Annotated in this window: 11 protein-coding genes and 1 pseudogene; 6 read left to right on the top strand and 6 right to left on the bottom strand. The window is 73.1% G+C overall.

Annotated features, from left to right (window positions below; genetic code table 11):
- Window positions 1–38: 38 nt before the first annotated feature.
- The 5 genes from QSK10_RS05610 to cofD all read right to left on the bottom strand — a co-directional run bounded on the left by QSK10_RS05610 (window position 39) and on the right by cofD (window position 17,767).
- Window positions 39–5,177 (bottom strand): trypsin-like peptidase domain-containing protein, encoded by a 5,139-nt coding sequence (locus QSK10_RS05610; protein ID WP_285661508.1) that lies wholly within the window; start codon window positions 5,175–5,177, stop codon window positions 39–41.
- Complete coding sequence (locus tag QSK10_RS05605; protein WP_285661507.1) at window positions 5,170–9,774, bottom strand: NACHT domain-containing protein; 4,605 nt, start codon at window positions 9,772–9,774, stop codon at window positions 5,170–5,172. Before QSK10_RS05605 ends, QSK10_RS05610 begins: the two co-directional genes overlap by 8 nt.
- A 76-nt stretch (window positions 9,775–9,850) precedes the next feature.
- On the bottom strand, window positions 9,851–15,490 hold the full coding sequence (locus tag QSK10_RS05600) for a pentapeptide repeat-containing protein (RefSeq protein WP_285661506.1): 5,640 nt from the start codon (window positions 15,488–15,490) through the stop codon (window positions 9,851–9,853).
- Window positions 15,491–15,548: 58 nt separating this feature from the next.
- Complete coding sequence (locus QSK10_RS05595; RefSeq protein ID WP_285661505.1) at window positions 15,549–16,853, bottom strand: coenzyme F420-0:L-glutamate ligase; 1,305 nt, start codon at window positions 16,851–16,853, stop codon at window positions 15,549–15,551.
- The gene (cofD, locus tag QSK10_RS05590; RefSeq protein WP_285661504.1) at window positions 16,850–17,767 is read right to left on the bottom strand and encodes a 2-phospho-L-lactate transferase; all 918 of its coding nucleotides are present in this window, start codon (window positions 17,765–17,767) and stop codon (window positions 16,850–16,852) included. Before cofD ends, QSK10_RS05595 begins: the two co-directional genes overlap by 4 nt.
- Before the next feature lie 95 nt (window positions 17,768–17,862).
- Here cofD and QSK10_RS05585 point away from each other — a divergent pair, with 95 nt between their 5' ends.
- Both QSK10_RS05585 and QSK10_RS05580 read left to right on the top strand, forming a co-directional pair.
- Window positions 17,863–18,873: a hypothetical protein gene (locus tag QSK10_RS05585; protein ID WP_285661503.1), complete on the top strand. Its 1,011-nt coding sequence runs from the start codon at window positions 17,863–17,865 to the stop codon at window positions 18,871–18,873.
- Window positions 18,874–19,226: 353 nt separating this feature from the next.
- Window positions 19,227–19,478: pseudogene (locus tag QSK10_RS05580) on the top strand (WhiB family transcriptional regulator); the annotation flags it as partial.
- 144 nt (window positions 19,479–19,622) lie between these two features.
- Here the strand turns inward: QSK10_RS05580 and QSK10_RS05575 are convergent.
- Entirely contained in the window at window positions 19,623–20,099 is a 477-nt protein-coding gene (locus tag QSK10_RS05575; protein WP_285661502.1) for a metallopeptidase family protein, read from the bottom strand.
- A gap of 108 nt (window positions 20,100–20,207) precedes the next feature.
- On the opposite strand from QSK10_RS05575, the gene QSK10_RS05570 reads away from it, so the two are divergent.
- Genes QSK10_RS05570 through QSK10_RS05555 form a run of 4 tightly spaced genes read left to right on the top strand, consistent with a single transcriptional unit; the run spans window position 20,208 to window position 23,442 of the window.
- Window positions 20,208–20,618: a DUF3499 domain-containing protein gene (locus QSK10_RS05570; protein ID WP_285661501.1), complete on the top strand. Its 411-nt coding sequence runs from the start codon at window positions 20,208–20,210 to the stop codon at window positions 20,616–20,618.
- Window positions 20,619–20,657: 39 nt separating this feature from the next.
- Entirely contained in the window at window positions 20,658–22,022 is a 1,365-nt protein-coding gene (locus QSK10_RS05565; protein WP_285661500.1) for a phosphomannomutase/phosphoglucomutase, read from the top strand.
- A gap of 26 nt (window positions 22,023–22,048) precedes the next feature.
- A complete protein-coding gene (locus QSK10_RS05560; protein WP_285661499.1) occupies window positions 22,049–22,237 on the top strand; it encodes a Trm112 family protein in 189 nt (62 codons plus the stop codon).
- 8 nt (window positions 22,238–22,245) lie between these two features.
- Window positions 22,246–23,442 (top strand): SIS domain-containing protein, encoded by a 1,197-nt coding sequence (locus QSK10_RS05555; protein ID WP_285662927.1) that lies wholly within the window; start codon window positions 22,246–22,248, stop codon window positions 23,440–23,442.

Here is a 23,442-nt window from a genome sequence, read left to right as displayed (position 1 = left end):
TCCTCGCGATCGGGGGGTCGGCGCGAGTGAGGTTAGCCTTAGCTTTGCTGGTCGTCCATCTGGGGGGTGGCGCGGGGGAGGCGAGTCACCTCGGCGGTGTGCCGCGCGAGGGTGACGGGGTCGAGGCGGGCGAGGGCGGCGGAGTACCAGAACTCGCCGCGCAGGTCGCCGTCGAGCTGGAAGGTGAGACCGTCGCCGTGGACGGCGGCGGAGCCCACCTCCAGGGAGATGAGGGTGGTGACGTGCTCGCCCTGGGGGGTCCAGATGCGCAGGAGGCCGTCCTGGCCGCCGGTGAGGAGTTTGGTGCCGTCGGGGGAGAAGGACATCGTGGTGACGGGGCCGTCGTGGGCGGTCCAGGAGTCGATGACGGGGCCGGCGCGCCAGGTTTTGACGAGGCCAGAGTCATCGGCGGAGGCCACCAGGCCGGTATGCCGGGCGACGTCGATCGCGAAGACGGGGCGGTCGTGCAGGTCGAACGTCGCCACGGAAGCGTCCCGGTCCAGATCGAAGATCTCAATGGCACCGTCGGCCAGTGCCCTGAGCACGGTGCCATCGTCGAGGATCGCGAAGACGGGCAGGTGGTGTCCGCTGCCGGGGACGACGCGGATGTCGCCGTTCCTGAGTGGCAGCCGCCGGATGGTCCCGTCTTGGCCGACGGCGAGCAGGAGTTCCTCGCTCAGCCAGCGTGCGTCGCGGATCCCGGTGATGTCCCAGCGGGTGTTCTCCTCCGGCAGGTCCACCGGCCGGACCACCAGACCCCGCGCGTTCCAGATGGCCAGCAGATCGCCGGATGGGGAGTGTCCGGCCGCCGCCCCCGAAACCTCAAGCCGCGCATCGGTCGGCTGGCCGCTTCTCGCCTGCACGTAGCGGATGAAGCCGCCGCGCTCGACGGCGATCCGGTCGCCGCTGCGGTCCCAGTCGGCCCAGGAGGCTTGTTGCGACCAGAGTGCGGTGGACGACTCGACCGACCACGCGGTGAGCCGGTCGCGGCCGTGCACCGAGGCGATCCGGTCACCCGAGGGCGACCAGGCCGCGCCGGTGACGGCCGCGCTGGACGGGGCGAAGGGCTCCCGGAGCGAACCGTCGGCCAAGTCCACCATGCGCAGCTCGCCGGGGCCCAGTAGGAGACACGTTCCGTCGAGGACGTAGGAGGCTTCGGTGCCCTTGTGCGTGATGGCCGGGGTCCGTCGCTCGACATCGTCGACGTAGGTCTCACTGAGGTAACCGAATCCATCAGCGGCCAGGATCCGTTCGCCATCGCCGGACCAGTCGAGCGAGGTGATCCCCGTGGTGTGCGCGCTAGGCAACGTCACCTCGCTCTCGCCGGACGGCGTTCGGCAGCGCAGTCTCCCGTGGGCGTCGCCGTAGGCGAGTCGGGACCCGTCCGGTGACCAGGCCACGGCCGTCGCCGACAGCGGCAGCATCGGCAGCGGGTCGGAGACGAAGGGCCCGGCCAGCAGGATGCCGTCCGGAGAGAAGGCCATCGGCCCGCTCGTGACGGCGAGCCGGCTCAGGCGGGAGACGCCGTCGTTGATGAAGTACAGGCGCCCCTCGGCGGTGGTAACGGCGATCTCGCCGTCGCTCGACCAGGTGACCGCCAGGATGTCGCTGGGGAGGACCACTTCCCACAGGACCCGCTCGCTGACCACGTCCCGGGCTCGCAGCACGTCTCCGATGCCGATGGCCAGCAGAGTTCCTTCCGGTGACCAGCGCAGTACCGCGATCACGGTGTCGCATTCGCGCCACTGCTTGAGCAGCCGTCCCGAGGCGAGGTCGGTGATCCGGACCCAGCCGACGGGATCGCAGGTGGCGACCAGGGTGGAGGTTGGGCTCGGCACGTGGAAGCCGCTCAGGTGGCATGGCTTGTACTGCACGCTCACCGGCTCGCCGGGCAGGGCGGTGCCGAATAGCGAGGCGGCATCGGCGAGCTGCGCCAGGGTGACCTCGGTGCCCAGGAGAGAGACGAAGTCGAGGGCCGACCCGTCGAACCTGGTCCGCTCCAGTTTCGCCCCGGAGAGGTTCACCCCGGTCAGGTCCGAGCTCAGGAACTTCGTCCCGGTGAGATCGTGCCCGGCGAGGTCGGCATCGGCGAGCGTGGAGTTGCGGTAGGTCGCTCCGATCAGGGTGTCGGCGCTGAAGTCATGCCCCCGCGCATCGGTGTCCCCGAAGTACAAGCCCTCGGAGTCCCCGATCAGCGCGATGTTGCGGCCCTCCACCTCCCCCGACGAACTCCCGGTGACCGTCCCGCCGAGCTCTCGATAGAACCGCGCCGCCTGCCCGGACAGTGTCCGCCTTCCCAGGAGCCCGGGGTCGGCGACCATCGACTTCGCCACCAGCCACTCCTGCACCGAGCGGTGGATGAACCCCAGATCGCCGTCCTCGTGCCGGATCAGCACGCTGCCCGAGCCGACCTGCCGGATGCGCGCGTCGGCGTCCACATGCGACAGCAGGTCCGCCGCCGCGCCCAGGTCCTCCACCGCGATCGATTCCCGCTCGGTGGTCCACAGATAGACCGCCAGCTTCGTGACCGCCGCCCACAGCTCCTCCGTGGTCAGCGCGGGCTTCTCGCCGGGACGCCGGAGTCGCTCCGCCTCGCGGTCCATCCACTGGTTCAGCAGGGCGCGGTAGAGCTCGGCGGAGTTGATCTCGCCGCCGCTGTCGTCGGCGGCCCGGCGCAGCCGGTCGGGTTCCAGGAGCGCCAGGAAGGAGAGCATGCGCGGGTTGCGTGCCACTTCCGGCAGCGGGCCGACGCTGCCGAGCAGCGCCAGGCGCTCGCGGGCGGCGGCGGGTGAGCCGAGGAATCTGGTCAGGAACTCCTCGACCTGGTCGTCGGCGAAGTCCTCCACGTGCAGTGCGCGGCGTCCGGACAGGGCGGCCGAGTTGCCGCCGAGGGCCTTGAGCACCTCTCGGTTGGACAGGAACTCGGTGTCGCGGGCGGTGATGACCACTTTCGCCTTGCCCTTGACCTTCTCGCTGATGGCCGACAGGTGTCCCACGGCACGGTCGTATCCACCGTGGACGGTCAGCTCGTCGAGCCCGTCCAGCAGCAGCGCGATGTGCCCCTGCTCCAGGTAGTAGTTGAAGCGGCCCATGTCGATGCGGTGTTCCTGGGCGTCGGCGAAGCGGCCCGCCACGTAGACGTCGAGGTTGGGGACGCGTTCCAGCTCGCGCAGCTGGAGGTAGACGGGGGTGAGCGGGCCGTCGTCGGCGGACAGCCGCTCGGCGAGGGTGCGCAGGAGGAAGGTCTTGCCGGCTCCGGCCGAGCCGAGGACGACCACGAGGCGGGCGGCGTCGTCGCCGAGCCAGGAGAGGATCTGCCGGTGCAGGTTCTCCTCGGGGGCGGGATCGCCGTAGCCGTCGTCGAAGGTCCCGCTGGAGGACACGCGGCGGTAGCGCTGGGGAATGTAGAGGTCGGCGGGGTAGCGGCGGTCGGCGGCGAGACGGGCCGTCTGCCAGCGGACGAAGGCGCGGGGGTCCCAGCTGAACTGGAACTGGCGGAAGCTGATCAGGCTCACCCGGTGGCGTCGCGCGTATTCGCTCACGCGCGGGTCGGGGAGGGGTCCGAAGTAGACGAGCTGCGCCTGGAGCAGGTCGTCGGTGGCGCGCAGCCGTTCGAGGACGCCGGTGGCGAACGCGTCCACATCGGACTCGTACACGCGGCCGGTGCGGACGCCCACCGCGTAGCCGCCGGTGGGCACCGCGCCGCCGCCGAAGTCGTGGGTGGTCACCACGTGGATGTACCGGTGGTCCCGGTGGACGATGAGGCGCGCGCCGGGCTCGCGGAACTCCAGGGCGCGCTGGACGCGGTCCATCTCGTCGGGTGCGGGCTTGGGCGGCCGGGTGATGACGGCTTCTCTGGCGGGCAACCCGATCGTCTCGGGTTCTGCCATCGCGAAGCCGGTGCCGTCGTGCGGGCAGCGCAGGGTCTTCAGCTCGCGTCCGTGGAGGACGTGCAGCTCGTAGCCGAACCCTTCCCCGGACAGCCGCACGTCGAGGTCCAGATCCCCGGCCGCGTCGTGCGCCGGGAACTCCGCGGCCACGCCGAGCCGGTGGGCCGTGGTCCCGACGGTGCCCAGGCGGGCGTGGAACCAGTCGGTCTGCTCGGTGCCGAAACCGGGTTCCCGCAGCAGATGCGTGTCGTGGACGGTGGAGTTCAGCCCGGCCACCACCAGCGGTGGGTCGGTCAACTCCACCCACCGCCACGGGGTTCCCTGCGGCAGCGGGTCCACAGTGGCGTACCTGCTCCACTTGCGCGCGTAGGGCCACACCGGTGCGGTCTCGGCGTCCTCGCAGTCCATGAAGTAGGCCCCGCACGCCTTCGCGCTCACATCCGAAGGCCCCGGCACGGTGACGATCCGCTCGGGACCGAGCCCGAACAGCGCGCGCAGGTCGGCGATGAGGGCCGCGACCAGCGCGTACTCCGTCGGGCGCGCGGAGGCGGCCAGGTTGCCGGAGAACACGACGGCGTCGGGACGGACGCCGTGGGCGAGGGCGCGCGCGGCGACGCTCGCCAGCAGCGCCGAGGCCCGCGCGGCCCCGTCCAGCCGCAGCCCGTGGACGTGCAGGACGTGCGCGCCGCCCACGTCACGCGCCGTGCGGGGCAACCGGTCGAGCGCCAGGCATTCCGCGTCGGACCGCCCCGCCCGCGCCGCCCGGACCAGCCCCACCACGCGCCCGTCATCCGTCCACACCGGACCACCGGAGTAGCCGCCGCGCACGCGGAAGGGCCCGTCGGTCTCCTGGTGCAGCTGCCACAGGCCCGGTGAGCGCTCACCGGCCAGGCGTCCGCGCACGTGGTCGAGGGCGGTGCCGTCGCGGTCGGGGCTCGGGCCGCAGACCCGCACGTCCATCGCCTCGGGAGCCGCCATGGCGGCCAGGACGGGGATCGCGGCGGGGACGGGGTCGAGCGCGGCGAGGACGGCGGTGTCGTCCCGGTCGGCCCACTTCCGGCCCGGGCCCCAGGCCGCGACCAGCGCGCGCAGCTCGGTGCCGTCGAAGAGGCGCAGGCCCAGGATCCCCTCGGGGACGCCCGGGTCGCGCCGGTCACGGCCCAGCGCCGAGTTCACCACGTGGGCGCAGGTGGCGAAGCGCCCGGGCGCGTGCTGGAACGCCAGTCCGGCCGCGCGTCCGTCCCCTGTGGACACTCGGGCGACGCCGTGGACGGGATGCTCAGTCAAGGCGGCGGACCTCCCCGGTGTGGGCGGCCAGTTCCACGGGGTCCATGCGGGTCAGCCCGGCGGTGTACCAGAACTCGCCGCGCAGTTCGCCGTGCAGGACGAAGGCGTTCTCGTCGTGGCGGATGGCGGCCGATCCGTTGCCGTCGAGGGGGACGAGGGTGGTGAGCAGGCGGCCTTCCTCGGCGTCCCAGACGCGGGTGAGGCCGTCGCCGCCGCCGTAGGCGAGGAGGCGGCGGTCGGGGGAGGTGGCGAAGGCGGTGACGGTTCCGGCGGGGGCGTCCAGGGCGAGGTTCGCCGCGCCTTCACGGGGTGCGGTGACCCATTGGCCGGACGGCGGCGCGTCGTCGGCGAGCCGGGTCGCCCTCATGGTGCCCAGGTCCCAGCTCAGGGCGGCGGTCGAGGTCACCGCGAGGATCGCCGTGCCGTCGCGGTTCCAGGCGAGATCGGTGACGGGATCGAGGTGGCTGATCCGGGACCAGACCCGCTGGCCGCCGCGCGGTTCCCACACCATCACCTGGTCGCCGGTGACGATGAAGAGGCCACCGGTGCCGGGGACGCGGCCGATGGCGGTGACGGTGCCGAAGAGTTCGAAGCCGCGGTGGGGGCCTTGCGGCCGGTCGAGCCGGATCTCGTGCACCGTGCTCCCGGACGCGCAGTAGAGCGAGCGGTCGTCGCCCGACCAGCACAGGGCCGCGACGGGGCCGTCCAGCTCGGCGCGCAGGTCGGTGTCCCACACGGTGATGGTGCCGTCGGCCTCGGCCCAGGCGAGGTGGTGCTCGACGGGCGACCAGGCCAGCGCGGTCACGCCGGGTTCGGCGGCGATGACGGTGCCGCCGGAGTCGCCCGCCTCGCGGAAGGTGACGGCCGCGCCGGTCGCGGTGGCCAGGCTGGTGCCGGTGGGGGACCAGTCCATCGCCGCCACGTGCTCGCGGTCCTGGAGGTCGAAGACGCCCTTGGCGCCGATGTAGAGGTCGTCGCCGACGGTCACCGCGATGGCCCCGTCGTGGGACGCCGCGATGGCGACCGTGCCGGTCTTGGCCAGCCGGGTCCGCCAGATCGCTCGCCCGGTCAGCGGATCCCACGCCGCCATCACCCCGTCGCCGCCGATCAGCAGCCCTTCGGCCGACCACGCCACCGTGTCGACCCGCTCCGGCAGCGCCCGCCACCGCCGGATCGGCGTCCCGTCCTCGGCGTCGAAGATCTGGACCCAGCCGAAGCGGTCGCCGGTGGCCAGGAACCCGCCGGACGGGTCGGCGGCCGCGACGTGCCCGGCCAGCGTCGGCTCGAACTGGATCTCGGCGGGCATCCCGGGTAGCGCGGCACCGTACGTGGACGCCGCCGTGCCCAGTTGCGCGAGCGTCACCCCCGTCCCCAGCAGGGCCGCGCGGGTGAGGTCGGCGTCGCTCAGGTCCGCGCCGGTCAGGTCGGCGCCCAGGAGCCGCGCGCCGGTCAGGTCGGCGCCCACGAGGTTCGTGTCGCGCATCAGACGGCCATTGAGGTCCAGGCCCGGCAGTTGCGCGTGGCCGAAGTCGCGCCCGGACAGGTCGCGCGGCAGGTCGGCGCCGCGCAGGTCCTGCCCGGAGTAGTCCATCACCGCGTCACCGGAGGCCGCCTCCAGCAGCCGCCGGTTCGAGGTGCTCGACCCTATGCCCAGGACGGCGCTCAGGTCGCCGCCGAGCTCGGTGTAGAACTGCGCGGCCTGCCCGCTGAGCCGGTAGGTGGTCATCGCCTCCGAAGGGCGCGGGTGGTCCAGGATCGCCTTCGCCACCAGCCATTCCTGGATGGAGCGGTGGATGAAGCCGAGCTCGCCGTCCTCGTACTGGACCAGGACGCTGCCGGAGCCGATCTGGTGGACGCGGGCGTCGTCGGGCGCCAGGGCCACCAGCCCGGCCCGGTGACCGAGCTCGGCGACCGGCACGCGGTCGGTCCCGGCGCCCCACAGGTTCAGCGCGAGGGCCTTCATGGCGTCCCAGACCTGTTCGCGGGTCAGCGCCGGCGCCTGGCCGGGACGTTCCAGGCGCTCCTGCTCGCGGTCCATCCACTGCTCCAGGACCTGCCGGTACAGCTGCGCGCCGGTGAGGGTTCCGCCACTGTCCTTTTTGGCCTTCAGCAGCCGCTCGCGGTCGATGTGGGCGATGAAGGACAGCATCCGCGGGTTGCGGGCCACGCCGGGCAGTTCGCCGAGGGAGCGCAGGAGCTCCAGCCGCTCGTGGGCGGCCCCGGCGTCCTTGAGGAGGCGGATCAGGAAGTGCTCGATCTGCTCGGTGTTGAAGCCCTCGACGTTCAGCGCGCGCCGGCCGTCCAGGGCGGCCTGGTTGCCGCCCAGGACGCGCAGGACCTCGGCCTTGGACAGGAACTCGGTGTCGCGGACGGTGATGACAACCTTGGCCTTGCCGCGCACCTTGTCGCGGATCTCGTGCAGGTGCTCCAGGGCCTGCTCGTAGGTGTTCTGCGAGGTCAGCTCGTCCAGGCCGTCCAGCAGCAGCGCGATGTCGCCGTGTTCGAGGTAGTAGTTGAACTGCGGGACGGTGATGCTGTGTTCCTGGGCGCGGGCGAAGTTCGCCGCGACCACCTCGTTGAGGCTGCGGATCCGTTCCAGGTGACGCAGTTCGAGGTAGACCGGGGTGATCCCGCGCGACCGCTCCGACAGGTGCCGCGCCAGGGTCCGCAGCAGGAACGTCTTGCCCACGCCCGCGCCGCCCAGGACCACCACCAGGCGCGGCGCGTCATCGTCCAGCCAGTCCAGGATCCGCCGGTCCAGATGCTCCGACGGGGTCGCGGTGGCCTTGCCGAACTCGTCGATGAACGTGCCGTGCGCCGAGACCTCCCGGTAGCGCTGCGGGATGTACAGCTCGGGCGGGTAGCGGTGATCGGCGGCGAAGAAGCGCGACTGCCAGTCCAGGAACTCCGCCGGATCCCAGCTGAAGCGCAGGCGCTTGATGGACACCAGCCCGATCCGCAGCTCCTTCGCCAGCCGGGCGAGCTCCGGCGCCGGGAGCCGTCCGAAGTAGACGATGCGGGCGGGCAGCTCGCCGTCCATGCCGTGGAAGCGGTCGAAGGCCGCCCGGTACCGGTGCAGCGCCTCGGCGGTCACCTCGACGGCCATGCCCAGCAGGTACGCCCCGGTCGGGCGCGGGCCGACGCCGAAATCGTGCATCCGCAGCACGTGCAGGTGGACGGGCTCACCCAGGTGCCGGGTGATCACCGCGTGCGGCTCGTGGTTGCGGATGGCGTCCTCGACCGGTGCGATGAGCGCCGCGATCGCCGGATCACGCCCCGGGCGCGTCGTGCCGCGCGGACCCGGGACGCGGGCGCGCGAACCGTGCCGCACGGGCTCACCCTCGCGGTGCCCCCAGGTCTCCACCCGCTCGGCGGTCAGCCGCACGAACTCGAAACCACCGCCCTCGTCGCCGGTCACCACATGGTCGAACGGGCCCGGATCGGCCGGCGGAGCCGCGCTCAGCGCGATCAGCGCGTGCCCGTCCGGCGCGGGCGCGCTCAGCGCGGCCACCTGCTCCTCGCCGAACTCGACCCGCCGCGTGTCGTGGGTATCGGCCATCGTCGCGTTGAAACCCGCGACGACCAGCCGCAACGCGGGCAGCTCCACCCGCCGCCAGGGCGCGGCCCGGTCCAGCGGATCGAAGTCGGCGTAGTTCATCCACTTGTCCCAGAACGGCGCCTTCGGCGCGATCCCCCGCGCCTCGCAGTACAGGAAGTACGCCTCGCACGCCTTCGCGCTGACGTCGGAGGGCCCCGGCACCGTCACCACCCGCCCCTCCGGCAGCCCCAGCGCCCCGGCCAGCCCGGCGAGCAGCTCGCCGACCCGCGCGTACTGGGCGGGCTCGGCGCTCGCCGCCAGATTCCCCGACAGCAGGACGGCGTCCGGCCACACCGAGTGCGCGAACGCGGCGGCCAGGACGTCGTCCACAAGGGACGCCGGAGTCGCCTCGCCCACGCGCAGCCCGTGCAGGTGGAGGAGGTCGACGGCGTCCGGCGGCCTGGTCAGCCGCAGCAGCTCGGCGCGCAAGCCCGTCAGGTCCAGGCAGTCGGCGTTGGTCTCGGCGGTCTCGTCGGCGGTGCGCAGCACGCCCAGGACCGCCCCGGTCTCCGGCACCCACACCGGACCGCCGCTGTAGCCCGGCCCGGCCACGAACGGTCCCCCGTCGCTCTGGTGGATCTGCCGCAGCCCCGGCGCGGAGTCGCCCATCAGCGTCCCCGCCACGTGGTTGAGGCCGCGCCCGCCGTGCTCGTCGCTGGGACCGCAGAGCTGGACGGCGCCGGTCGCCGCGACCGGCGCGATCCGCAGGGGCGCCAGCCGCTTCGGCGTCTCCGCCCGCAGCACCGCCCAATCGTCCCGGGCCCGCCACTCCCGCCCGGGCCCCCAGCCCACCAGCTCGGCCTCGCAGGCCCCGCCGAAGGCGAAGACCAGCCGGACCCGCGCGTCCCCCGGCCGCGAGGCCGTCCCGCGCTCGCGCCGCAGCGCCGAGTTCACCACGTGCGCGCACGTCACCAGATGCCCGTGGGCGTACAGGAACGCGAGCCCGACCCGGCGACCCTCCAAAGTGGTCACGAACGCCACCGCGTGTTCCGGTTTCATGGATCCCCCAACTCGGTGTACCTCATTGATACCAAGCCGGTTCACGGGCCGAAGGTCCCGTCAGAGCGCGTATGCGCTAAAGCAGGGGCGTGTCCTCGGCGACCCGTTCGAGCTCGTGCACGTACTCGTCGGCCTCACCTGCTTCAAGACGGACCTGCGCGCACGCGTACCAGAATCGCCCGTCGGTGTTCCCGGTGAGCTTGTAGCGCAGGCCGTCGCCGTAGAAGACGGCCTCGGTGTCGTTCCGCAACGGCAGCAGCGTCGCCACCGGGTCGCCGGTGTCGGCCAGCCACACGCGGACGACGTTGTCGCGGCCGGTGGTCAGCAGGTGGCGCCCGTCGGGCGACAGCGACATCGAGGTCACCGGGCCGGCGTGCGCCTGCCACTCCTGGATCACGGTGTAACCGCCGGTGCTCCAGACGCGGATCCGGCCGTCGTCCCCGGCGGTGTGGAAGGTGTGGGTCTCGTCGTTCCAGGAGATCGCGGTGACCCGGCCGTGCCCGGCGGTCCGCCGGTCGTAGTCCTCGCCGGTCTCGGCCGAGCGGATGCAGATCTGATCGGCCGAATCCCCGGTGATCAGGATGATCCCGGCGGCCGACACGCACAGGGCCGTGATCGCGTTCCCCTCACCCGCGACACGCCAGCTCAGCCCGCCGTCGCGCACATGACGGCAGGCCAGACCGCCGGTGGCGTCCCCGATGATGAGATTGTGGCTGTCCGGCGACCAGGCCAGGGCCCGGATCCGGCCCGGCACGCGCCAGCGCCGGACCGGCTCGTGGTGCGCGCGGGTCCAGACGCGCACGAGCTGATCGTCGCCACCGGTGGCGAAATGCGTCCCGTCGGGGGACCAGCGGGTCGCCCAGACCCACGCGCCACGGTTGAAGGACGGCCGGATGCTCAGATCGCGATCCCACAGCAGCGTCTCGCCGTTGTCGCTGCCGGTGATGATGCGCTCGCCGTCGCGGCTCCAGTCGGTGGCCAGGATCGAGCCCTCGGCGCGGTTGCTGCGGGCGGTGAGTCCGGTGGACAGGTCCCAGACGCGCAGTTCGCCGTCGCTGGCGCCGGTGAGGGCGTAGCGGCCGTCGGGCGACCAGGACGCGGTATTGATCCACTGTGGACCGGCGGTGCCCTCCCAGCAGGGGCGGTTCTCGTCGAGATTCCAGGCGTGCAGGACGCCGGGGCCGCCGCAGGTGACGAGGATGCGGCTGTCGGTCGCGTACAGCAGTGAGCGCACGTCCTTGACCAGGGTGGGGATGGTGCGCCCGGCCGACAGGGTCCACGACTGCCACTCCAGGACGCGCCGGTCGCTCCCGGCGCTGTAGAGCTGCCGCCCGTCGGGCGACCAGGCCAGCGCGGTGACCGCGCCGGTGTGCGCCGACTGGGCGTCGTGGCGGCGGAAGGCGGGGACCCGCCAGGTCTCCACGCGCCCGTCGGCGTGCCCGGTGGCCACGTGCAGCCCGTCGGGCGACCAGGCCAGGGACGTGATCGGCGATTCGGCGGCGTACACCTCGTTCTCGTCCCCGGAGGGGCGCACCACCGCCAGTCCCTCGTAGGTCGCGGCGGCGAGCCGGTCGCCGTCGGGCGACCAGGCCAGGCGGGTGGCGGTGACGTCGGGCAGGCAGAGGTGCCCTTCGTCGCGGTTGTCGGCGGACTCGATGGTCACGCCGCCTCCGGCGAGGGCCATGGCGTAGCGGCCGGGGACGGGACTCCAGGCGGCGGCGATGACCTCCACGTCGTCGCGGGTGGACTGGACGCCGCCGTGGACGGCGTCGGCGACGCCGAGGCCGCGCCCGGCCACCAGCAGGCGGCGGCCGTCGGGGGACCAGTCGAGGGACACGATCGGTCCACCGAGGACCCGCCACTGCCGCACGGGCCGTCCGCTCTGGAGCTCCCACAGCCGGACCCAGCCCTGCGCGTCGCCGGTGGCCACGAGCTGCCCGCCCGGGTCGAGGGCGGCCACATCGCCCACCATGGACGGTCGCAACTGGACGGACAGCGGCTCGCCCGGCAGGGCCGCGCCGGTCAGGTCGGCGTTGTGGAGGCGGACGTCGGTCATGGTGGCGCCCAGGAGCTTCGCCCGGCGCATGCGCGCCTCGTCGAAGCGGGCCCGGGTCAGGTTGGCGCCCATGAGGTCGGCGCCGGTCAGGTCGGTCTCTTCGAGATGGGCGTCGGTGAGGTCGGTGAGGGTCAGTTTCGCCTCGGTCAGGTCCGACTCGGTCCAGAAGGTGCCGCGGAGGTTGCCGCCGGTGAAGTCGGTCTCGATGAAGTGGGCGTAGCTGAGGTTGTAGCCCATCAGGTCCTGGTCGCGCAGGTCGCGGCCGGACAGCCGGGCGCCGATGAACTGGCGGTCGTCGCCGGGCACGAACAGGTCCTCGGCCGGGGGCGGGCTCAGGACCCGGGGACCGGCGAAGCGCTGGAGCAGCAGGGCGTTGTCGCGGCCCTCATCGGTGGCGTCCTGGTCGCGGGAGAAGCCGTCGATCCAGGACCAGACCGCGGCCTTGTCGTTCATCTCGCACAGGAACTGCGCGGCCTGCCCGGTGAGCCGGTGGTGGGCCAGCGGCGAGATGGGGTGGTAGTCGCCCAGGGGGGTGAGGGCGTCGGCGACCAGCCACTCCCTTATGGACCGGTGGATGAAGCCGAGCTCGGCGTCCTCGTGTCGCACCAGGAGACTGCCCGCGCCCAGCTGGTGGATCTGCCCGTCGTGCTCGGGACGCGGCGGATCCAGATCGTCCAGATGCGACAGTGTCGAGGCGGCCACGCCCAGGCCCTGGATGGTGATGTACTCGCGCTCGGTGCGCCACAGGTGCTGGGCGAGGGCGCGGACGGCGAGCCAGAGCTGCTCCTTGGACAGCGGCGGCGGCTGCCCGGGCCGGGCCAGGCGGACGATCTCGCCGGTGATCCACTGGTCGAGGACCTGGCGGTACAGGTCGGCGCCGGTGAGCTGGCCCTCGCCGGCCTCCTGGGCCTCGATGAGGCGGCGCTCGTCGATGGCGGCGATGAAGGAGAGCATCCTGGGGTTGCGGGCGACCTCGGGGAGCTCGCCGAGCCCGGAGATGAGCCGGACGCGGCGGCGGGCGGCCTCGCGGTCGCCGAGCAGGCGGGTCAGGAACATCTCGATCTGCTCGGCGGAGAAGGCCGAGATCTGGAGTGCGCGGCGGCCCTCGGTGACCGCCGAGGCGCCGCCGAGGGCGTCCAGGACGGTGGTGTTGGACAGGAATCCGACGTCGCGGGCGGTGACCACGATCTTGGCCAGGTGCTCGGCGCGGGACCCGATCTCGCGCAGGTGCCCGATGGCGCGCTCGTAGGTGCTCAGGGCGGTGAGCTCGTCGAGCCCGTCGAGGAGCAGCGCGATGCGGCCCTCGCGCAGGAGGTACTCGAAGCGGGTGGTGGACAGCCGCTCCTCCCCGGCCCGGGTGAGGTAGGCGGCGACCACCTCGTTGATCTCGGGCAGCCGCCCCAGTTCGCGGACGGGCAGGTAGATCGGGGTGACCGGGGAGTCCACGTCGGACAGCTCGCGGGCCAGGGTGCGCAGGAAGAAGGTCTTGCCGGACCCGGCCGCGCCCAGCACGACGATGAGGTGCCCGTAGGGTTCGCGCAGCCACCCGGCGACCCGCTCGGGCAGGGTCGGGCGGGCGTCGGCGTCACGGGAGGGGACGGGCATCCCGCGCGGGCCGAGCTCCCGGTAGTCCTGCGGGACGTAGAGCTGCGGCGGGTAGCGGGGGTCGGTGGCCAGGTCGGTCTCCTGCCAGGCCACGAAGGGCCGCGGGTCCCAGCCGCGCTGGAACTGCAGGAAGCTCTCCACGTGCATGCCCAGGCCGCGGCCGTGCGAGACGGCCTTGGCGGTGGCCAGTTTCCCGAAGTAGATGACCCGGGTCAGCGGCGCCGAGCCGGGGCTGCGGAACAGGGCCACCACCTCGCGGTGGAAGCGGTCGAGGACGTGGCGGCACGGCGGTCCATTGAGGACGCCCAGGAGGTACTGCCCGGTGGGTTCCAGCCCGTTGCCGAAGTCGTGGCGGGTGATGACGCGCAGGTAGGCGAAACCGCCGTCCCCGTCATCGGTCTCCTCCATGCCCCCGGCGACCGGTTCGGTGATCTCGAAGACGGCGTCGGGATCGCGCAGCTCGGCGGCCTCGGCGACCAGGCGCAGGTTCTCCATCGGCCGCGACGGCGACGGCGGTGGCGGCTCGGCGGTGGCGGGTTTGGGCCCGCTGGAGCGGCGGCGCAGGCCGAAGCGCCAGTTCTCGCCGTCGGGATCGGTGCCCGTGTCGCCGACGAACCGGCCGCCGTCGCGCCTGCGGGCGAAGACCTCGGTGCGCTCGGGATCCAGCCGCACCACGTGGAAGCGCCGCCGGGAGGAGACGGTGAGCACGGGCCGCATGCCGCGCCGGTCCAGGCCGGGCACGCCCTCCTCACCGGCCAGGATCAGGTCGGCGACGGGCCCGACGAGCCGGGCGGCGCGGCGGATCTCCGGCGAGCGGGTGGGCGCGGGCACCAGCGCGCGGTGGCTGACCACGACGTGCGGGACGGCCCCCGACTCCTGCGCGCGGGCGGTGATCCAGCGCAGCTGCGCGTCGCCGTAGACCGGCTCGTCGACGTCGGGCAGATGGGTGACGCCGAAGGTTGAGTTGAGGGCGGTGACGATGACCGCCGGATCGCCCAGATCGTGGGCCAGCCACGGTTCGGCGCGCGGCAGCGGCCGCCCGGTGACCCGGGTCAGCAGGTTGGAGTAGGGCCGCCACTTCTCCCAGTAGGGCGCCACGGGCTCCTCGTCGAGCTCGCGGCACTGCTCGAAGTAGGCCCGGCACAGGGTCGCGTTCACGTCGCTGGGGCCGGGCACGACCACGATCTGCTCGCCGGTCAGGCCGAGCGGTTCGGCCAGCGCGGACAGATATCGCCGGGCCACGTCGAATTCCCTGGGCCGGGCGTTGGCGGTCAGGTTCCCGCACACCACCAGCAGGTTGGGGCGCGCGTCGTGGTCGTGTTCCAGCCGCGCCAGGTCGGCCAGGACCTGCTCGGCCAGCGTCTCGGCCTCCGGGCCGTCCTCGCCGGCGAAGCGGGTGCCGCCCAGTTGCAGGACGGTGGGATGCCCGGCGCCGGGGGAGGGTTTGGCGTCGGGATGGCGTCCGCTGCGGATGCGGTGCAGCAGGGCCACGTCCAGGCATTCGGCGGCCGAGGCGCCCACGGCCACCGCGCGCAGCACGCCCACGACCTCGCCGGTCGACTGCCGCCACACCGGGCCGCCGCTGTAGCCGGGCTCGACCCGGTAGGCGCCGCCGCGGCTCTGGTCGATCTGGAGGCGGCCCTGCCCGGAGCGCCCGACCAGCAGGCCGCGCACGTGGATGAGGCGGCCGTCGTCGGCGGGCCCGCACATCTGGACGTCGATGCCGGTGTCGGCCTGCCGCGCCAGCGGCAGCGGGACGATGCCGTCGGCCGCGCCGGGCGGGACGGTGAGCAGCGCCAGGTCCAGGTCGGCGCCGTCCTCGCCCCGGAACCAGCCGGTCACCGCGGCGGTGGTCTCGCCGGACCCGGGCCCGAACGGCAGGCGCAGCCGCACCGGCCCCTCGGGCGTGGACCGGGTGCCGCGTTTGCGGCCCAGCGCGGTGTCGACCACGTGGGCGCAGGTCGCCAGCTCGCGCGGGCCGATCAGGAACGCGAGCCCCGCCTGCCGCCCCTCGGAGTTCAGCACGATCGCCACGGCGTGCTCCGGTGGCCGCATCCGACCCCTCCCGCCACTGTCGGTGAGAGTCATTGATACCAAACGCAATCAACCACCGTCACCTGTGGACGATGAAGGCCCCCGGATCGCGCGGTGGACGGGGCCCGGGCGCGGCGGCCGGATGGCCCAGCGCGACGGCGCCCATGGGCTCCCAGCCGGCGGGCAGATCGAGGGCCTCGCGCACCACGTCCGGGCAGAAGAGCGTGGAGGAGACCCAGCAGGACGCCAGGCCCTCGGCGGCCAGTGAGACCAGGAAGTTCTGCACCCCGGCGCCCATCGCGACGTGGAACATGGTGCGCTCGGCACCGCTCCGCCGCGCGTCGGGGTAGTGGTGGGCGGCCTCGGCGACCAGGCACGGCACCACCAGTTCGGTGGCGTGCCACAGCAGGTCCCCGCGCCCGACGCGGGCGGCGACGGCCTCCTCGGAGCGCCCGTCGCCGCGCAGATCAGCGATCCACGCCTCGCGCATCGCGGTCAGCAGCCGGGTCCGGGTGTCCGGTGTGGACACGTGGACGAACCGCCAGGGCGTGGAGTGGTGCGGCGCGGGCGCGGTGAGGGCGGCGGCCACCGCGCGCCCGATCGCGGCGGGATCCACCGGCTCGCCGGTGAACCCGCGGACCGAGCGGCGCAGCCCGACGGCCTCGCGGTGGCCGAGGCGGCGGGCCTCGTCGGCGCCGAGGGCGAACATGTCCTCCTCGGCGGGGCGGATCAGCGCGGCCGCGCCGGGGCCGTCCTCTTCGGACACCCATTCGCCCAGGCCGCGCACGACGGCCACCGGCACGCCGCTGGTCTTGCCCTTGACCAGGTCGGCGGCCCCGGCCAGCTCGTCGGCGACGGCGGGGGCGGTCACGGTGAGCTTGTTGCCGTAGGGGTCGCTCTCCCCGGCGAAGGGACGCAGCGGCGCCAGCCCGGCCGCGCCGATCGCCACGTCGGTCTGCCCGAGCCGCCAGGCGCGCCCAAGGGTGTCGGTGACCAGCACGGCCACGGTGATCCCGGCGGCGGCCTTGATCGCGGCCCGCAACCGGCGCGCGGACCCGTCGGGGTCCAGGGGCAGCAGCACCAGCGAGCCGGGTGCGACATTGGAGGCGTCGACACCGGCGGCGGCCAGCACGAGCCCGTGCGCGGTCCGCACGATCCGCGTCGGCCCGCGCCGGGCCACCAGGCCCGCCGATTCGGCGGTGATGGCCTCCTCGCGGTCGCCGGTCACCACCCGGCCCTCGCTCTTGCTGACGATCTTGCTGGTCACCGCCAGGACGTCCCCGTCGGCCAGCCACGGCGCCGCCGCGCAGATCAGCGCGGCGAGGTCGGCGCCCTCGCCGACCTCGCCGATGCCCTCGACCGGGAGGATCTCCAGGCGCGTCACCGCTCGCCCAGCGCGATGGCGTCGGCGGCGATGGCGGCGGTCTCGGCGACGTCGGTCATCCACAGCGGGCGGGCCGACACCGTCACGCCCTCCACGGCCGCCCCGGCGTCGGCGGTGTCGACGAGCCAGCCGTCGAGCAGTTCGGGGCCGTAGAGGTCGCCCACGCCGGAGGCGGTGACCTCGATGCCGAGGGTCTCCAGGCAGATGTCGGCCATGCCGCGCACGGGCGCGCCGCCGATGATGGGGGAGACGCCGACGACCGGCGCGGGCGCGGCGACCAGGGCGTCGCGGACGCCCGGCACGGCCAGGATCGGCGCGATCGACACCACCGGGTTGCTGGGCGCGATGAGGATCGCGTCGGCGGCGGCGATGGCCTCCAGGACGCCGGGCGCCGGCTTGGCGGCGGCCGCGCCGGTGAACACGAACCGCTCGGTGGGCACCTGGCCGCGGTGCCGCACCCACCATTCCTGGAAGTGGATGGCGGTGCCCTCGGTGATGACGTGGGTCTCGACGCGGTCGTCGGTCATCGGCAGCATCCGCACGCCCGGCTTCCACCGGTCGCACAGTGCCTCCACGACCGCCGACAGCGGGTTTCCGGCGGCGAGCATGCGGGTGCGGACCAGGTGCGTGGCGATGTCCCGGTCGCCCAGCCCGAACCAGGTGGGCTCGGCGCCGTAGGCGGCCAGTTCCTCCTTCACCGTCCACGTCTCGCCCGCGCGGCCCCAGCCGCGTTCGGCGTCGGCTCCGCCGCCGAGGGTGTACATGACGCTGTCCAGATCGGGGGTGATGCGCAGTCCGTGCATGGTCACGTCATCGCCGGTGTTGATCACCGCGGTCACCTCGTGGCCCAGCTCGCGGACCCCGGACAGGAACTTCGCGCCGCCGATGCCGCCGGCCAGGACCACCACATGCATGGGCCCAGTCTCGCCGACTCTCGACCCGATGCGCCTACCGGGTTGGACTCGACCGATAGGCTCATCGCTACCACAGGTCTCGCCGAGGAGGAATCGTGACAACCCCGACCACCGATACCGCCAATGACGACACGGCGGCGGTGTCTGCGAAACCACTGCGGCCGATCGTCGCCATCGGGCTGATCGCCTCAGCCGCTCTCCTGATGATCATCGGCCTGGTGTACGCCTTCCAGGCCGTGACCTTCGAGGACGGCGCGGCGAGCACGATGCTGGGCGACAACCCGATCATCCTGGCCGGACCGCTCGTGGCAGTGCTCCTGCTGACCGCCATCAAGCCGGTCGACGCCACCGCCAAGCTCTTCTCGATGGTGGCCCTGATCGTCTACGGCCTGCTCATCCTGCTCGACCTGATCTTCCTGATCTTCGACGTGGTGCACAACTCCGGCGGCGAGGCGGTTCCGCTCATCCTGAGCGTCCTCACCCGGCTGGTGTACCTCGCCCTGACCGGCATCGGGCTGTTCGTGGTCCTGAAGATCTTCACGTCCTTCCCGTCGGCCGCCCCGGCGGCTCCCGCCTACCCCTACGGCCAGCAGCCGTACGGACAGCAGCCCTACGGCCAGCCGCAGCAGGCTTACGGCCAGCCGCAGGCTCCTCAGCAGCCCTACGGTCAGCCGCAGCAGTACGGCCAGCCCCAGGCACCCCAGCAGCCCCAGGCCGTCCCGCAGGCCCCGCAGCAGCCGGTCTACGGCCAGCCGCAGCAGCCCTACGGCGCGCCGCAGCCTCCGCAGCAGCCCTACGGGGCCGCCGACGAGCAGGCGACCCAGATGTTCCCGCAGCAGCCTCCGCAGGCCCCCCAGCCGCAGCAGGCTCCCCAGGCACCGCCGCAGTACGGCAACGAGGCCACTCAGTTGATCGGCCAGCCGCAGCCGAACCCGTACGGCCAGCCCCCGGTGTCGGCGCCTCCCGCGCCGATCTCGGGCGTCCCGGCCCCGACCTCCGGCCCGGCCGCGCCCGGCGTCCAGCAGCCTCCCGCGCCTCCGGCGTGGGGTCAGCCGGACGACGAGCACACCCAGGTCATCGGCAAGCCGCAGCCGCCTCAGCAGTAATCCCAAGCGGCCTTCACGTGCGAAAAGCCCCGGTCACCCGACGGTGACCGGGGCTTCGCCATGTGTGAGGGGGTGCCTCGCGACGCGCTACGCGAGTGCACTACTGTCCGTTATCGGTCGGTGCCAACACGTCGCAGCGTGGTTCAGTGTGGGCGGAATCTGAGAAAGTCTTGGCCCGAACGGGCCCTATATCAGAGTTCTGCTTGACGAGCCCTGGATGACACGCGTGTAATTCAGCAGAGGGGTGTGACGGAAACCCGTCGCAACGGACCGCCGATGTCCGTCAGGCGGTTCCGCACAGCGGGGGGTTGGCGCCAATTACCACCGGACAGGTGAGCGAGGAGGCGTACATAATGGACGGCCAAGACATCCTGGCCGACCTGCTGGGAAGCGTCCCCGAGTGGCAGGAGCGCGCGTTGTGCGCGCAGACCGACCCGGAGGCGTTCTTCCCGGAGAAGGGGGGGTCGACACGTGAGGCCAAACGAATCTGCTCGCGCTGCGAGGTGACCACCGAGTGCCTTGAGTACGCGATGCGTCATGACGAGCGCTTCGGTATCTGGGGCGGAATGTCGGAACGGGAACGGCGCAAACTCAAAAGGCGCGCCAATGAGGCCCGCGCCGCCGCGCAGGCGGCCATGGCCCCCGTCTCGATCACCGTTCCGGTCCCGGTCGCGATCCAGCCCTATGACGGCGAGATCGAGTCGCCCAGGGCCGCCTGACGTGCCGGGTGGGGCGCCCCACCCGCACCGTCACTCGGGCGGATCGAAGTCGGCCGGATCCAGCCCCAGCAGGTTCGCCACCTGCTCGGTCACCACGTCCTTGATCAGCGCCGCCAGATCGTCACCGTCCCCGCGCAACTCCAGCGGACGCCGGTACAGCACGATCCGCGGCTGCGCGCCGGCCGTACCCGGCTGCGCGGGCAGCAACCGCGCCAGCGGGACCTGACCGTCCTCCAGCACGTCGGTGTCGTACACATTGAACTCGCCGGGCACGTCCTCGACGGCGAACTCCACCTCGCGCAGCCGCCGTGCGGCGCGCCGGTGCTCGTCGGTGTCGCGCCCGGCCAGATGCCGCTCCAGCTGCTCCACCGCCGACAGCACCATGTCATCGAAGGTCTCCGCACGCGTCCGCGCCATCGGCACCGACGACGGGACCAGGCGCCCGCGCAGCCCGCGCCCACGGCGGTCGCGAGCGCCGCGTCTGGCGGATCGGGGTACTCGGGTCATCCCGCAAGCCTAGAACCGCCCGGCCCGGGGCCCGCACACGGCGGCCGCCCGGCGTGTCGGACCGATATCGGATGCAGCCGCCCATCGCGCGGCGGTACCGTTCGGCGCGTGAGGTCACATCGGCTGTGTTCGCGAAACGGCTGCCGCAACAGCGCGGTCGCCACATTGACGTACATCTACGTCGACTCCACCGCGGTCGTCGGGCCGCTCGCCACCTCCGATGAACCGCACTCCTACGACCTGTGCGAAACCCACGCCACCCGCCTCACCGCGCCCCGCGGCTGGGACCTGGTGCGCCACGAGGGCGAATACGCCGCCCCCGAACCCAGCACCGACGACCTCGTCGCGCTGGCCGAAGCCGTCCGCGAGGCCGCCCGGCCCCGCGACGACGGGCCCCCGGAGCTGCCCTTCCCCGACGCCCCCGCGCGCCGCGACCCCCCACCGCAGCCGCCCTCACCCGCCCCGCGCGACGCCAACACCGGACGACGTGGCCATTTGCGCATCGTGGACGACCGGTAGTCTGAGGCACTGGTCATCCATCCGAGGAGAGGGGCGCCAGTGCCGGACCTGGCCAGCATCGTCAAGGCGTACGACATCCGGGGCACCGTCCCCGACCAGTTCGACGCGGCGGCCGCGGCGGCCCTGGGGACCGGCTTCGCCGACCTCGTCCGCGCCGAGGGCGCCACGAAGATCGCCGTCGCCCACGACATGCGCGACACCGGACCCGAACTGGCCCGCGCCTTCGCCGAAGCCGCCACCCGCGCCGGACTCGACGTCGTCCTCGCCGGACTGTGCTCCACCGACGAGCTCTACTACGTCTCGGGCATCCTCGACATCCCCGGCGCGATGTTCACCGCCAGCCACAACCCGGCCCGGTACAACGGCATCAAGACCTGCCTGGCCGGAGCGCGCCCCATCAGCCTGGACACCGGCCTGGCCGCCATGCGCGACCGCGCCCAGGCGATCCTGGACCAGCGGGAGGAGCCCACCACCGCCGACGTCCCGGGCACCATCACCGAACGCGACTTCCTCACCGACTACGCCGCCCACCTGCGCACCTTGGTCGACCTGAGCGGCATCCGCCCCCTCACCGTCGCCGTCGACGCGGGCAACGGCATGGGCGGCCACACCGTCCCCACCGTCTTCGAGGGACTGCCCGTCACCGTCGTGCCCATGTACTTCGAACTCGACGGGACCTTCCCCAACCACGAGGCCAACCCGCTGGAACCGGCCAACCTCGTCGACCTCCAGAAGAAGGTCGTCGAAGCCGGCGCCGACATCGGCCTGGCCTTCGACGGCGACGCCGACCGCTGCTTCGTCATCGACGAGAACGGCGACCCCGTGTCCCCCTCGGCGATCACCGCACTGGTCGCCACCCGCGAACTCGCCCGCGACCCCGGCGCCACGATCATCTACAACCTGATCACCTCGCGCGCGGTCCCCGAGATCGTCGCCGAGAACGGCGGCACCGCCGTGCGCTCCCGCGTCGGCCACTCGTTCATCAAGGCCGAGATGGCCCGCACCAACGCCATCTTCGGCGGTGAGCACTCCGCCCACTACTACTTCCGCGACTTCTGGTTCGCCGACACCGGCATGCTCGCGGCCATGCACACCCTGGCCGCCCTCGGCCAGAGCGACCGGCCCCTCTCCGAGCTCGCCCGCGCCTACGAGCGCTACGTCGCCTCCGGCGAGATCAACTCCACCGTCACCGACGCCGCCGCCAAGCAGGACCAGGTCGCCGCGCACTTCGCGACGGAGGAACTCGACCGGCTGGACGGGCTCACCGTCACCTTCGCCGACGGCGCGTGGCTCAACCTGCGCGCCTCGAACACCGAGCCCCTGCTGCGCCTCAACGTCGAAGCCCCCACCCCCGAACGCATGGAGGGGCTGCGCGACGAGGTGCTCGCCATCGTCCGCGGCTGAAGCCACGTAACAACGAGGAGCCACCTGTGTCACTCGACGCCACTCTCCTGGAGGTGCTCGCCTGCCCGGCCGAGCACCACGCGCCGCTCACCTATGACGCCGACGCCCAGACCCTGACCTGCACCGAATGCGCGCGGGTCTTCGCCGTGCGGGACGGCATCCCGGTGCTGCTGCTCGACGAGGCCGTGTCCGGGCCGAAGGCCGGCGCCGCGTGAGCCGCCGCATGGACGACGGCACCGCCGGCGTCAGCGGCGCCTGCCAGGTCGACGAGGGCCGCCTGGAGACCGCCGAGGCCATCGCCGCCGGCGACCCCGGCGGCGCGCTGCTCGCCGTCGCGCAGGCCGGACCGCAGATGCGCGAGGCCGCCGCGCTGGCCGCCGAGGCCAACCTGGCCTCCCTCGCCGACGAGGGCCGCCCCCGCGCCGTTGTCGTCGCCGGCGTCGGTACCGCCGGGCGCACCGGCGACATCCTGTCCACCGTGGCCGGGCCGCGCGCGCCCGTCCCCGTCGTCGCCCACCGCAGCGCGGGCATCCCCGGCTGGGTCGGCGCCGCCGACGTCGTGATCGCGGTGTCGGCGTCCGGGCGCAGCCCCGAGGCGCTCGCCGCCGCCGAGGCCGCCGCCCGCCGCGGCGCGCGCCTGGTCGCCATCGGCGCCCCCGACACCGAGCTCCAGGCCGTCGCCGAGCGCGCCCGCGCCCCCTACATCCCCGTGCCGCGCCGCGCTCCGGCCCGCATGAGCCTGTGGGCGCTGACCGTGCCGGTGCTGATGGCCGCGAAGTCCTTCGGGCTGATCCGCCTCAACGAGGCCGACATCGCCGAGACCGCCGCGCGCCTGGACGCCGACGCCGAGCGCTGCAAGCCCTCGGCCGACCCGTTCGTGAACCCCGCGAAGTCCCTCGCGCTGGACATGGCCAACTCCATCCCGGTCGTGTGGGGCTCCTCGCCCCTGGCCGGTGTGGCCGCCCGCCGCTTCGGCGACATGCTCGCCGCCAACGCGCGCTACCCCGTCGTCGCCGGTGAGCTCGGCGAGGTCGGGCGCGGCCGGGTGGGTCTGCTCGACGGCGTCTTCGGCACCCTCGCCGAGCAGGACCGCGACATCTTCGCCGACCCCGGCGACGACGACGTGAGCTCCACGCGCCTGCGGATCGTGCTGCTGCGCGACGACGGCATCGACGGCGAGGACGACGGGGCGCCCAATGACGTCCGCCGCGCCGACGCGGTGGTCGAACTGGCCGACCGGCGCGGCATCCGCTGCGACGTGATCAACGCCGAGGGCGCCTCGGCGCTGGAGCGGCTGGCGTCCCTGGTCGCCGTGCCCGACTTCACCTCGGTGTACCTCGCCCTGGCGCACGCGCTCGACCCGATGTCGGTGCCGGCGGTCTCGGAGCTCAAGGAGCTCTCCCGTTCCACCCTCGACTAG

It is taken from the genome of Actinorhabdospora filicis, from assembly GCF_030269765.1.
Classification (GTDB): Bacteria; Actinomycetota; Actinomycetes; order Mycobacteriales; family Micromonosporaceae; genus Actinorhabdospora; species Actinorhabdospora filicis.
Note: the sequence above shows the minus strand (reverse complement) of the source record. Positions and strands in the feature narration are given on the sequence as shown.

Bases quoted from the DNA above. Each gene is read 5' to 3' on its own strand.
- QSK10_RS05605 (WP_285661507.1), bottom strand. From the start codon at position 9,774: ATGAAACCGGAACACGCGGTGGCGTTCGTGACCACTTTGGAGGGTCGC.
- QSK10_RS05600 (WP_285661506.1), bottom strand. From the start codon at position 15,490: ATGCGGCCACCGGAGCACGCCGTGGCGATCGTGCTGAACTCCGAGGGG.
- cofD (WP_285661504.1), bottom strand. From the start codon at position 17,767: ATGCATGTGGTGGTCCTGGCCGGCGGCATCGGCGGCGCGAAGTTCCTG.
- QSK10_RS05575 (WP_285661502.1), bottom strand. From the start codon at position 20,099: ATGACCCGAGTACCCCGATCCGCCAGACGCGGCGCTCGCGACCGCCGT.
- QSK10_RS05555 (WP_285662927.1), top strand. From the start codon at position 22,246: ATGGACGACGGCACCGCCGGCGTCAGCGGCGCCTGCCAGGTCGACGAG.